Below are 12,574 nucleotides of genomic sequence, written 5' to 3'. Positions count from 1 at the left end.
AGCGCGGCGGCCAGCCGGTCGGCGTCGTCCGGCGTGACGGCGAGGACGAGCGCGCCGAGCACCGCCACCACGTCGCCGCCCACGGTGTTCGGCCCGCCGGCCATGTCGTCGGCGAGCTGGGCGAAGAACCGGCGCATGTGCTCCAGCCGCGCTCCGGCGGGTCCGGTAGGCGCCGCGCCCGGGTCACGGCAGGGCGCCCGTCGTGGCCAGGAGGAGCGCGATCGCGGGCAGGAAGTTGTTGACCTGGTGGGCGATCACGGAGGCCAGCAGGTTGCCGGTGATCAGCCGGGCCAGGCCGATCGGGATCGACAGCACCAGCAGCAGTGGCGTGCGCAGGAGTTCGAGGTGCGCGACGGAGAACGCCAGGCTGGTCACCGCGAACACCACCCAGCGGTTCCAGCCCCAGTGCTCCAGCGCACGCCACAGCACGCCCCGGAACAGCAGCTCCTCGCCGATCGGCGCGAGCAGGAACACCGCCAGGAACGCCACCACGGCCGCCGTCGGCGCGAGGTCGCGACCCGTGAACGCGTCGCCGACCGCCGAACTGGCCTGCTCCGAACCCACCCAGGCGGCCCACAGCGCCGCCGCCGGCAGCGCGATCACCAACCCGCCGACGCCGAACCCGAGGCCGATCGCGGCGTCCCGACCGTGCCACCGGAACGCCAGCTCACGGCGTGCCCGCCCGGCCTTCGGGCCACCGCCCAGCCACGCCGCGCCGAGGACCGCCACCAGACCGGCCAACGAGATGGGCACGGTGAGCAGCGCGAGCAACCGGCCGTCCTCCAGCCGTGCCGGGTCGGCGCCGGTGGACGTCAGCAACACCGCCACGGACGCCAGGAGCATCGTCACCTGGGCCGCGAAGAACACGGCCACCAACCCCAGGCCCGTCCGCCCGCGGCGCGCCGGGACACCGCCCGGCGGCGGTGGCGCGGTCAGCCGGTCGTCCGGGGGAACCGGCTCGTTCTGGTCATCGCCCACAACCGTGGATAACCCGCGCCGGCGTCGAGGTCAACTCGGGCCACCCGATGGCCTAGTTCCGGGGAGGCGCCGGCGAGGGGTGGAGCCGCCACCGCTGCTCGCCGTCCTCGCGGAGGATGCCGGTGGCGCGCAGGCCGATCCGCCGCGCGACCGCCTCGCTCGCCAGGTGGTCCGGCGCGATGTGGGCGCGCACGTCCCGCACGCCGCGCTCGACCAGCCAGGCGATCACCCCGGTGACGGCCTCGGTGGCGTAGCCGTGACCCTGGTGCGGCACGCCGACGACCCACGCCAGCTCCGCCGTCGTCCCGTTCGCGCCGGCGGTCGTGGTCGCCTGCACGGCGCCCACGGCGACGTCGTCCGCGTCGCGCAGCACCACCCAGTTCAGCCAACCCTCGCGTCCGTCGTCGGACGACGGCCGCTCCCAACGCCGGTACCGGGACTCGAGTTCCGCCACGGTCGGCGGGGCGCCGCCGATGACCTCGTACAGCGAGGGATCGGCCAACACCTCCGCCATCGCCTCGGCGTGGGCGACCCGGACGGGCTCGACGCGCAGCCGTGCCGTGCGCACCACGGCGTCCTGGGGCCACCCGGATGGCATCACCACCGCGTCACGCACGGCGGGCACCTGTCGTGCGGCCACTCGTGGACTCACGTTCGGTCACTGTGCTCATGGCGCAATCCCCCTGACCGGTGGACGTGCCACTGTAGTCAGTCCTCCGCCCCCACGGGGCACGCCTTCGTGACGCCGCACGCGCGACGCACGGCGTTCACCGGCGGCCGGTAGTGTCGGGTCACGTTGCCACCCCGTGTGGCATGGCGTGCCGGGAAGTCTGGTCGGCGTCGGTACCGACGACGCCTGGAGCCGCCCGTGCGACCTGTCACCACAAGCCTGTTCAGCCGCGGCTCGTGGCCGGAGGCCAAGCGGATCGGCGACATCCTGCGGCTGGAGACGGTCGGCGGGGTCCTCATGCTCGGCCTGGCGGTGCTCGGCCTCGTCTGGGCCAACTCGCCCTGGGCGGCGTCCTACCAGTCGTTCGGCGCGGTCGAGGTCGGCCCGGAGGCGCTGCACCTGCGGCTGAGCCTGGTCGAGTGGGCGTCCGACGGCCTGCTCGCCGTGTTCTTCTTCGTCGCGGGGCTGGAGCTGAAGCGCGAGTTCGTCGCGGGCGACCTGCGTGACGTGCGGCGGGCCGCCGTGCCGGTCGCGGCGGCGGTCAGCGGCGTCGCCGTGCCGGCCGTCATCTACGCGGCGGTCAACGCGACGGACCCCACCGCGCTGTCCGGGTGGGCCATCCCCACGGCCACCGACATCGCGTTCGCGCTGGCCGTGCTGGCGGTGATCGGCCGGTTCCTGCCGTCGGCGCTGCGCACGTTCCTGCTCACCCTCGCCGTGGTGGACGACCTGATCGCGATCGTGCTGATCGCCGTCTTCTACACCGAGGACCTGTCGCCCGTGCCGCTGGCGCTGCTGGTGCTGCCGCTGGTGGTGTTCACCGTGCTCGTCCAGCGGCGGGTGCGGTCGTGGTGGGCGCTGCTGCCCCTGGCGGCGCTGACGTGGGCGCTGATGCACGCCTCCGGTGTGCACGCCACCGTCGCCGGGGTGCTGCTCGCGTTCGCCGTGCCCGTGGTGCGGCAGCGCGCGGGGGAGGGGCCGGGGTTGGCGGAGCACTTCGAGCACCGGTGGCGTCCGCTGTCGGCCGGGTTCGCGGTGCCGGTGTTCGCGTTCTTCGCCGCCGGTGTCTCGGTCGGTGGTGTCGACGGGCTGCTGTCGTCCGCGACGCAGGGCGTCACGACGGGGATCGTGCTCGGCCTGTTCCTGGGCAAGACCGTCGGCATCACCCTCGGCACGTGGCTCGTGTCCCGGTTCACCAAGGCCACCCTCGACAGCGACCTCGGCTGGGTCGACGTGGTGGGGCTCGCCGTGCTCGGCGGCATCGGGTTCACGGTGTCGCTGCTGGTCAGCGAACTGTCGTTCGACCCGGGGTCGCCCGAGCACGACCAGGCGAAGGTCGGCGTGCTGCTCGGGTCGCTGCTGTCGGCGCTCGTCGCGACCGTCATCCTCCGCGCCCGCAACCGCGTGTACCGCCGCATCCACGAGGAGGAGACGCGCGACGAGGACCAGGACGGCGTGCCCGACGTGCACCAGCGTGACGTGCGCTGACACGTGGCCCCGACGATCACCGCCCCAACAGTCCGAACCCTAGGCCGGCGACGCCGGGCCGGCTCGGGCGTCGCCCTCCACCGCGTCGAGGACCCGGCGCAGCCCGGCTTCCGGCGGTTCGGTCGCCGAGTCCACGACCAGGTGCGGGTCGTCCCAGCTCTCCCACAGGCCCTTCATCCGCAGCACGTGCTCCCACGACACCGTCGCGTGCCAGCCGGGAATCCCGCGAGCCCGGCCTTCGACCCGGCTCCGCTGCACCCGCTCGTCCGAGCACACGCACTCCACGCCCACGAACACGCCGCCCAGGCGTTCGGTGACCGCGCGCCACCGCCGCCGCGTCTCCCGCCGGTGCCCGGTGGCGTCCACGATCACGTCGAGCCCCAGGTGCAGCTGCCGGGCGACCGACGCGGTCAGGGCGACCTCCGCCAGGTGGGCCGTGTTGTCGTCCCGCAGCGCCCCGAACGGCACCAGCGCGCCCAGCTGCCAGTCCTGGGAGAACACCGGGGCCCTCAGCCGCCAGGCCAACGCCTCGGCCAACGTGCTCTTGCCGGTGCCCGGCACGCCGGCGAGCAGCACCGTCCGGGGTGGACGTGCGGCGTCCGGGCGGGGCAGGGGCCGCAGCCGCTCGTACCGCGCCTGCGCCCGGTCCGCCATCACCGCCTGCAACTGCTCCCGTGCGAACGCCAGCGCCGCCGCGCCACGCCCCTCGGCCGCGCGCACCCACCCCAGCACCAGGTGCTCGGGCCGCACCTGGACGTCACCGAGCCGTTCGGACTCCTCCGACGCCGCCACGACCAGCGCCGCCCGGTCCACGGTCGCGTGGCCCGCCAGGTCGAGCCGGACCAGCAGGTCGGCGGCGACACCCCCGGCGGCGACACCCCCGGCGGCGGCGCCCCCGGTGGACGCGGTGAAGTCGGCCAGGCGCGCCGGGTCGGGCAGACCGGCGAGGACGTCCCCGGCGGACGGGTGCACGGGAAGCTCGGTCACGGCGCCTCCGGTCGGTAGAGGCCCATGATCCCGCGCCGCGGGGCACGTATGCGAAAGGGCGTCCGGTCGCCGTCAGCCGCCCCGTCGTGACAACACCCGGCGACACCACCGCGCCGCCACCCGCCGGTAACGCTCGGCCACCTGCCAGGTGACGACGCCCGCGACCAGGCTCGCCACCACCACGAGCCACCGCGGCAGGTGGTCGAGCAGCGCCGGGAACACCGCGTAGTGCGTCAGGTAGATGTACAGCGACGCGCTCGCCACGAGCGTCACCGCCGCCACGACCGCCTTCGGCAGCCGCACGCGCGCCACCGCGACCAGCAGCACCAGGCCCACCACCACGACGGCTTCCCGTGACCGGTCGTCGAACGTGCCGGGGATGAGCGCGAGCGCCAGCACCAGCACGACGGCCTTCTGCCACCGGGCCTCCGCCCGCTGGACGACCCAGCCGAGCACGAAGAACCACACCGCGCCCACCGTCGTCATGTTCCGCTCGGCGAACGAGTGCGTCGCGTCGAGACCCAGGCGCAGCACCAGAGCGGCGCCGAGGAACGCCACCGCGGTGGCGAACCCGTGCGCCCGTTCGACCCGCCGCACGACCGGCAGCGCGAACACGGCCGCGAGCGCCACCAGCGCGTGCACCACGACTTCCACGAACCAGTAGCCGACCGCGCCCGTGAGCACGAAGTTGTTGACCAGCGCCACGTTCACGAACGTCACGTCGTCGGTCACGGCCACCCGGTACGCGAGCCACAGGGCGGACGGCACGGCGATCAGCGCCGCGCTGCGCAGCATCCGCGCCGGCACGGGCAGCACGAACCGCGCGAAGTTCCACCCCGCCACCACGAGCAGCAGGTGCGCGCCGCCGGTGATGTCGAAGAACCCGATGTGCGACCCGACCACGAGGACGATCGCGAGGGCCCGCAGCACGATGTTCGTCTCGATCGACGGCAGGCGCGCCGGGGCCGGCCCCCGTCGTGCCTCCAGTTCCGCGACCGGTGTGGTGGGCCAGTCCTTCGGCAGGTGCCCGAGGACCCGTTCCAGCGCCACGGACGTCCGGACGTAGCTCAACGAGTCGCCGCCCAGGTCCACGAACGTCGCGTCGCCCGGCACGTCCGACACGCCGAGCGCGGAGCCGAACACCTCGGCGACCGAGCCGCAGCCGGAGGGCCGCCGCCCGCCGAGCGCGGCGACCGCCGCGTAGTCGACCTTCCCGTTCGGCAGCCGGGGGATCTCGCGGACGCGGACGACGTGCGCGTTCGTGGCGGGCAGGCCGAACCTGGCGCGCACCAGCTGCGCCGCGGGTCGGACCACGCCGCGCACCGCGACCACGAGCACGTCGTCGTCCCCGGCGCAGGCGGCCTCGAACCCCTCCTCGGCCAGCACCCGTTCCACCCGGTCGAGGTCGACGCGCAGCCCGCACAGCTTGAGGAACCGGTTCTTGCGGCCGATCACCTGGTACAGGCCCTCGGGCGTGCGCCGGGCCAGGTCGCCGGTCCGCAGCTCGTGCGTCGTGCGGCCGAGCGCGAGGTCCGCGGGGCGGTGGGCGTAGCCGAGCATCACGTTCGGACCCCGGTACACCAGCTCGCCGTCCGGGGCGAGGTCGAACTCGCCGCCCGGGACGGGCACGCCGATCGCCGACGGGTGGGCGAGCGCCAGCTCCGGCGGCAGGTAGGCCATCCGCGCGGTCGCCTCGGTCTGCCCGTACATGACGAACAGCCGCCAGCCGCGCTCCTCGCCGAGCCGCGCGAACCGGCTGACGGACTCGGGCGCGAGCCGCCCGCCCGCCTGCGTCACGTACCGCAGGCTCGGCAGGTCCATCCGCTCGAAGCCGACGGCGTCGAGCAGGTCGAACGTGTGCGGCACGCCGTGCAGCGCCGTCACGCCGTGCTCCCGCACCGCGGTCCAGAACTCCGGGTCGACCACGGACCGGTCCGTCAGCACGAGCCCCGCGCCGCGCAGCAGGTTGCTGTTCACCACGGACAGCCCGTAGCAGTAGTGCACCGGCAGCGACGTGATCGCGCGATCGGTGGGGCGGATGTCCAGGTACTGGGCGATGGCCTCGGCGTTGGCCGCCAGGCTGTCCGCCGACAGCCGCACCAGCTTCGGCGAGCCGGTCGAGCCGGACGTCGACAGCAGGAGCGCGAGGTCGGGGTGCAGGTCGTGCGCCGTGCCCGCGCGGTGCTCGGTCCACCGGCCGTCGACCACCACGTCCGGGTCGTACGCGGACGACAGCGCCGCCACCTGCGCGGGCGCGGTGAGGAGCACGGGGTGCCCGCCGCGCAGCGCGGCCAGGTACGCGACTAGCGAGTCCACGTCGTTGCGCGCGGCCAGCAGCACCAGCCGGCGCACCGGGCCGAGCCGTGCGGCGGCGGTCGCCACGCGGTCGTCCAGCTCGCGGTAGCTGATGTCCGCGCCGTCCGGCGTGACGAGCGCGGTGCGGTCGCCGTGCGCGGCGAGCCCGGCCGCGAACCCGAGGTCGGCGGTGGCGGTCATGCCGGGTGACCGGTGAAGAACAGGGCCGACCCGGAGACGCGCACCGCCGTCGTCTCACCCGGCCGCACGGGCGGCGGACCCTGCACGCGCGACCGCACCCGCGTGCCGTCGGCCAGCCGCAGCAGCACGGTCGCGTCGTGCCCGTGGAACAGCACGTCGTCCACGGTGGCCGCGACGCCGTCCCCGCCGACGTGCAGCTGCTCGGGCCGCACGAGGACCGTGCCGGCGCCCGAACCCGAGCCGCTGACCGGCAGCCGGCCCAACGGCGTCTCGGCCACCCCGTCCCGCGCCGAGCCGCCGAACGTCACGGCCTCGCCGACGAACAGCGCCACCCCGAGGTCGGCGGGCGACGCGTAGATGTCCTGCGGCGCGCCGAGCTGCGCCACCACGCCGTCGCGCAGCACCGCGACCAGGTCGGCGACGCCCAGCGCCTCCTCCTGGTCGTGCGTCACGAGCAGGGCGGTCGCGCCGAACGCGCGCAACGCCGCCCGCACGTCGGCGCGGAGCTCGTCGCGCAGGCTCGCGTCCAGCGCCGAGAACGGCTCGTCCATGAGCACCACGCCGGGCCGCGGGGCCAGCGCCCGGGCGAGCGCGACGCGTTGCTGCTGCCCGCCGGACAGTTGCGCGGGCATCCGGCCGCCGTACCCGGACAGCCCGACCAGCTCCAGCAGCTCCTCCACCCGGCCGTCCCGGCGCTGCGCCCGCGTCAGGCCGAAGCCGACGTTCCCCGTCACGGTCAGGTGCGGGAACAACGCGCCCTCCTGCGGCACGATGCCGATGCCGCGCCGCTCCGGCGGCACGTGCGTGGACCGGTCGGCCAGCACCCGGCCGCCGAGCCGGACCTCGCCGGAGCGCACCGGGTGGAACCCGGCGAGCACCCGCAGCAACGTCGTCTTGCCGCACCCGGACGGCCCGAGCACGGCCAGCAGGCCGCCTTCGGGCACGGCGAGGTCGAGGCCGCGCAGCACCGGCTCGGGCCCGTACCCCGCGACGAGTCCGCTCACGCGCAAGTCGCTCATCGGTCACCTCCACGCAGGAACCGGTCCAGCACCACGGCGGGGATCGCCGCCACGACCAGCAGCACGGCCGCGTACGGCGCCGCGGCGGCGTACGCGGCGATCTCGGTCTTCGTCCACAGCTCGGTGGCCAGCGTGTCGACGCCGGTCGGCCGCAGCAGCAGGGTCGCGGGCAGCTCTTTGGCGCAGGTCAGGAAGACCAGCGCGGCCCCGGCGAGGATGCCGGGCGCGGCCAGCGGCACCGTCACGCGCAACCGGGTCGCGGTCCGGCCACGGCCCAGCGACCGCGACACGTCCTCCAGCACCGGCGGGGCGTTGGCGACGGCCGTGCGCACCGCGCCCACCGCGAGCGGCAGGAACAGCACGGCGTAGGCGAACGCGAGCATCGGCGTGGTCTGGTAGAGGCCCGGCGTGAACCGGATGCCGAAGAACACCAGCGCCAGGCCGATCGTGATGCCCGGCAGCGCGTGCCCGGCGAACCCGGCCAGCTCCACGCCGCGCACCAGCAGGCCGCGGTGCCGTGCCGCGAGCACCCCGACCGGCAGCGCCATCGCGATGGTGAGCGCCGCGCCGAACGCCGACACCGACACCGTGTTCAGCGTCGTGGCCAGCAGGTCGTCGCCGACCGCCGACCGGCCGGCGGCCAGCCACCAGCCCAGGCTGAACACCGGCACGCCCAGCGACAGCACGACCAGCGCGGCGGTGCCCAGCGCCGCCGGGACGCGAACCCGGCCCAGCGGCACGGTGAGCGGACGGCGTGGGCCGCGCGTGGCGGCGGCGGCTCCCCGCGCCCGTCGCTCGCCGACGGTCAGGGCGACCGCCAGCACCACGAGGACGCAGCCGAGGATCGCGGCGGGCGTGCGGTCGAACGTGGCCCGGTAGCTCGTGTAGATGCCGAGCGTGAACGCCTCGTACCGCATCAACGACACCGCGCCGAAGTCGCTCAACGCGTACAGCGCCACCAGCAGCCCGCCCGCCGTCGCCGCGGGCCGGACCTGGCGCAGCGTCACGGAGAAGAACGTCCGCGCGCTGGTCCGGCCGAGCGACCGCGCGACCTCCTCCACCGCCGGGTCGGACGTCCGCAGCGCGGCGGCCACCGGCAGCAGCACGTACGGGAACGACACCAGCGTGAGCACCAGGAACGCCCCCGCGAACCCGGTCAGCCCGGGCAGCAGCGCCACCCACGTGAACCCGGCGACGTACGACGGCACGGCCAGCGGCAGGACCAGCAGCACGCCGGCGACCCGCCGTCCGGGCAGGTCGCTGCGCACCACGAGCCACGCGCCGAGCACGCCGATCACCACGCAGGCCGCCGTCACCGCGCCCGCCAGCGCGAGGCTGCGCACGGCCAGGTCGAGGGTGCGGGCACGCAGGAGCACCCGCCCGACCTCGCCCGCGCCGCGGTCGAAGGAGCGGACCGCGAGGTAGGCGAGAGGTGTCAGGGCGACCCCGGCCACGACCAGGGCGAGCGCGGTGTTCGTCGGTGCGGCCCGCAACGGGCCTCTCAGGACAGCCCTGCTTCCTGGAGCATGGTCAGCGTCTGCTGGAGCGAGGACAGCTTCGACAGGTCGATGTCGGGGCCGTTCAGCTCGGACAGCGCCGGCAGCTGGTGCTTGCCCGACTTCACGGTCGGGTTGGCCGGGTACTCGGCGGTCTCGTCGGCGAAGTGCCGCTGCGCCTGCTCCGACAGCAGGAACCGGACCGCCTTCACCGCGGCCTCGCTCCGGTCCGACCCGGCGACCACGCCCGCGCCCGCCACGTTCACCAGGCTCAGCGGGTCGCCGCCGCCCGCGTAGTGCAGCTTCACCTTGACCGCGTCGGCGCCGTTCTCGGCGACCTTCGCGTACCAGTAGTAGTGGTTGATCAGGCCCGCGGGCACCTGGCCGTCGTTCACCGCGTTGAGGATCGCGATGTTGTTGTCGTACCGCTTCGGCTCGTTGGCGGCGAACCGCCGCAGCCAGTCGGCGGCGTACTCCTCGCCCTTGATCACGCGCACCGACGTGACGAACGCCTGCCACGACCCGTTGGTCGGCGCGTACGCGATCCGGCCCTTCCACTTCGGGTCGACCACGTCGTCGAGCGTCGTCGGCAGCTCGGCCTCGGTGACCACGCGGGGGTCGTACGCGACCACCCGGGCGCGGGCCGACGTCGCGACCCACTTGCCGTCGTCGGCCCGGTACTCCTCGGGCACGAGGTTCAGCACGTCGGTGGGCAGCTCGGCGAGCCTGCCCTGTTCGGCGACCGCGCCCAGCGCGCCCGCGTCCTGCGAGAAGAACACGTCGGCCCGGGTGCCGTCACCCTCCTCCAGCAGCTGGGCGGCCATCTCGCCGCTGCTGCCGTACCGGACCTCGACCTTCACCCCGGTGGCCTGCTCCAGCTGGTCGAGCACACCGCCCACGAGCTCCTTGTTGCGACCGGAGTAGATGACCAGGGCGTCGCTGTCCCCGGTGTCGCCGCACGCGACGACCGGCACGGTCAGCAAAGCCATGATCAACGCAACGGCGCGTGCGCGACGGCTCACTGCAGTTCCTCCTAGAACTCACCCCCCAGGCGGCTCAGGCGGAGACAAGGTAAAGCTAACCTAAATCTCACACAAGACCGCGACGATAACGCCCACTGCGACGCCGGACACACCACGCGTCCGGCCGCGAGCCCGGGGACCCGGATTCACGCTGGACGGGCCACCGCACCCGCGTGCTAGCGTCCCGCGCGATCCGTGCCACCACAGGGAAAAGAGCCCTGTGGGCGCGGCCTCGCCGGACCGTGATCGGGTGGTGGACCAGTGGAGCAGACGGTTGTCGACGGCGTTCCCGTCTACTGGGCGGAGGGACCGGCGCCCATGACGGCCACCCTCGCCTTCGGCGTCGGCACGCGGGACGAGTCGTTCCGCACGATCGGCGTCACGCACCTCATCGAGCACCTGGCGATGAGCGCGCTGCCGCGCGTGCACTACGAGCACAACGCGTCCGTCGAGCTGGAGACCACCCAGTTCTTCGCCACCGGCAAGCCCGCGCAGCTGGTCGAGTTCCTGGACGTGGTCTGCCGGGCGCTGGCCGACCTGCCGCTGGACCGCGTCGAGAAGGAGGCGGGCGTGCTGGCCGCCGAGGGCAGCCAGGTCACGCACCCGACCGCGGCGGCGCTGCTGGCCCGCCGGTTCGGCACGTCCGGCTACGGCCTGGCGCCGTGGGCCGGCCCCGGCTACGACCGCATCCCGGCCGAGGCGGTGGCCGCGCACGCGAGGCGGTACTTCACCAAGGGCAACGCCGTGCTGACCCTGACGGGTCCGCCGCCGGAAGGGCTGCGCCTGGCGCTGCCGGACGGGGAACGGCCGGCCCGCGTGGCGCAGGAGCCGCTGCCGGCCGACGGGCCGCGCTGGTCCGCCGAGAACGTGCCGTGCCCCGGCCTCTCCCTGACCGGGCCGTCGGCGTCGGCGCCGTGGAACATCGCCATGCTCGTGCTGCAGGAGCGGCTGACCACCACCGCCCGGCGCGAGAAGGGCATCAGCTACGACGTGGGCGGCGAGCGCGCGGACGTCAGTCCCGAGACGACGGAACGCCTCATCTGGCTCGACGCCCGGGAAGGGCGGGAGGCCGAGGTCGCGGAGATCCTCTGGAACACCGCGCAGCGGCTCGCCGACGACGGTCCCGACCAGGAGGAGGTCGACCACGAGCTGGCGGCGTTCGCCGAGCTGATCGACGACCCCCGCCTGGTCGTCGCCCGGCTGGACCTGCGCGCCCGCGCCGAGCTGCTCGGCGGGCCCTACTACACCGACGAGGACTGGCTGGTCGAGCTGAAGGCCGTCACCCCGGAGCAGGTGGCGGCGGTCATGGCCGAAGGGCTGCGGACGGCGCTGCTCGTCGTGCCGGAGGGCGTCGCGCTCGACCTGTCGGACCGGGACGGCGCGCCGGTGGCCGTCGGCGGCTGCGCCAGGGTGATCGGCCCGGAACCGGACGGTCGGGTGCTGCGCCCGCCGCTGGCGGCCCGCGTGCTGAACGGCGCCGCCCGTCGCGTGCGGCTGATCCTCGGCACGGACGGCGTCACCCTGCGCGACGACGACGGCGACCTGCACACCATCCGGTTCGCCGACGTGGTCGGGGTGGAGGTCCAGGACGGCGCGCGCACGGTGTTCGGCCGGCACGGCTGCGTGATCCCGGTCGACCCGGACCTGTTCCGGGGAGCGGAGGCCGCGGTCGCCGCGCTCGACGCGGCCGTCGATCCCGCGCTGCGCTACCGGACGTCGGACCTGGTCAGCCGGGACGAGTGAGCACCGGGTGGGGGCGCGGCCCGGTTCCGCGCCCCCACCGGATCACGCCGCGTGGGTGGCGTCCTGGGCGGTGCCCACGACCTTCCGCGCGTCGTCGGCCGTCAGGCCGTGGTGCGGTGTCAGGAGTGCTCTGCCGCGCGAGTTCAGTCCCGGAAGTTTGTGAGCGGTAACAGGCTGACCGGGGCCGGGCGCCGCCGTCAGCCGCGCCGGGTGGCCAGGACGATCCCGGTGCCGACGGGCAGTTCGACGGTCGCGAGCCGGGGATCGGTCGTCAACGCGATCCGCACGGCGGTGACCGACGCGCGGTGCTCGGGCTCGGTGTACCGGCTGAGGTCCATGTCGTCCACGACGAGCACGCCGCCGGGGCGCAGCGCGTCCAGCGTCAGGTGCAGGCCGGTCCACTTGCCGGCGACCGCGTCCGCGAAGACCAGGTCGAACCGGCCGAGGTCGGGCAGCAGCGCTTCGGCGTCTCCGGCGACCACCTCGGCCCAGTCCGGCAGCCCGCCCGCCGCGACCTCGGCGGCGAGGTCGCCGTCCAGCTCCACGGTCGTCACGGTGGCGTCGGCGCGGTCGCCGAGGCCCGAGACGAGCCACGCCACCCCGACCCCCGCGCCGGTGCCGAGTTCGAGGACCCGTCCGCCGCGCGGCACGGCCGCGGCGAGCGCCGCGAGGAGC

At 74.7% G+C, this 12,574-nt stretch carries 10 protein-coding genes; 2 read left to right on the top strand and 8 right to left on the bottom strand.

What is annotated here, in order from left to right; genetic code table 11:
* Positions 1-183: 183 nt before the first annotated feature.
* Both ACFQ3T_RS28475 and ACFQ3T_RS28470 read right to left on the bottom strand, forming a co-directional pair.
* On the bottom strand, positions 184-978 hold the full coding sequence (locus ACFQ3T_RS28475) for a CPBP family intramembrane glutamic endopeptidase (protein ID WP_380727762.1): 795 nt from the start codon (positions 976-978) through the stop codon (positions 184-186).
* A gap of 52 nt (positions 979-1,030) precedes the next feature.
* Positions 1,031-1,630 carry a GNAT family N-acetyltransferase gene (locus ACFQ3T_RS28470; protein ID WP_380727760.1) on the bottom strand — a complete coding sequence of 200 codons (600 nt, stop codon included), beginning with the start codon at positions 1,628-1,630 and terminating at the stop codon, positions 1,031-1,033.
* A 216-nt stretch (positions 1,631-1,846) separates the two neighbouring features.
* Here ACFQ3T_RS28470 and nhaA point away from each other — a divergent pair, with 216 nt between their 5' ends.
* Positions 1,847-3,136: a Na+/H+ antiporter NhaA gene (gene nhaA / locus ACFQ3T_RS28465; protein ID WP_380727758.1), complete on the top strand. Its 1,290-nt coding sequence runs from the start codon at positions 1,847-1,849 to the stop codon at positions 3,134-3,136.
* 39 nt (positions 3,137-3,175) lie between these two features.
* Here the strand turns inward: nhaA and ACFQ3T_RS28460 are convergent, their stop codons facing one another.
* The 5 genes from ACFQ3T_RS28460 to ACFQ3T_RS28440 form a co-directional block, all read right to left on the bottom strand.
* Positions 3,176-4,123: an AAA family ATPase gene (locus ACFQ3T_RS28460; RefSeq protein ID WP_380727756.1), complete on the bottom strand. Its 948-nt coding sequence runs from the start codon at positions 4,121-4,123 to the stop codon at positions 3,176-3,178.
* A gap of 72 nt (positions 4,124-4,195) precedes the next feature.
* Complete coding sequence (locus ACFQ3T_RS28455; RefSeq protein WP_380727754.1) at positions 4,196-6,619, bottom strand: non-ribosomal peptide synthetase; 2,424 nt, start codon at positions 6,617-6,619, stop codon at positions 4,196-4,198.
* Positions 6,616-7,638, bottom strand: a complete 1,023-nt coding sequence (locus tag ACFQ3T_RS28450; RefSeq protein WP_380727752.1) for an ABC transporter ATP-binding protein — start codon at positions 7,636-7,638, stop codon at positions 6,616-6,618. The genes ACFQ3T_RS28455 and ACFQ3T_RS28450 overlap by 4 nt, the downstream gene beginning before the upstream one ends.
* Positions 7,635-9,131, bottom strand: coding sequence for an ABC transporter permease (locus ACFQ3T_RS28445; protein WP_380727750.1), 1,497 nt, complete (start codon positions 9,129-9,131; stop codon positions 7,635-7,637). The genes ACFQ3T_RS28450 and ACFQ3T_RS28445 overlap by 4 nt, the downstream gene beginning before the upstream one ends.
* A gap of 8 nt (positions 9,132-9,139) precedes the next feature.
* On the bottom strand, positions 9,140-10,123 hold the full coding sequence (locus ACFQ3T_RS28440; protein WP_380727748.1) for an iron ABC transporter substrate-binding protein: 984 nt from the start codon (positions 10,121-10,123) through the stop codon (positions 9,140-9,142).
* A gap of 294 nt (positions 10,124-10,417) precedes the next feature.
* On the opposite strand from ACFQ3T_RS28440, the gene ACFQ3T_RS28435 reads away from it, so the two are divergent.
* Positions 10,418-11,899, top strand: coding sequence for a M16 family metallopeptidase (locus ACFQ3T_RS28435; protein ID WP_380727746.1), 1,482 nt, complete (start codon positions 10,418-10,420; stop codon positions 11,897-11,899).
* A gap of 197 nt (positions 11,900-12,096) precedes the next feature.
* Here ACFQ3T_RS28435 and ACFQ3T_RS28430 read toward each other — a convergent pair.
* A partial coding sequence (locus ACFQ3T_RS28430) for an O-methyltransferase (RefSeq protein ID WP_380727744.1) occupies positions 12,097-12,574 on the bottom strand: 478 nt, incomplete at its 5' end.

The sequence above is a fragment of the Saccharothrix hoggarensis genome (genome assembly GCF_042678885.1).
GTDB lineage: Bacteria > Actinomycetota > Actinomycetes > Mycobacteriales > Pseudonocardiaceae > Actinosynnema > Actinosynnema hoggarensis.
The sequence above is the reverse complement of the archived record's forward strand: the minus strand, read 5'-3'. Positions and strand labels throughout refer to the sequence as shown.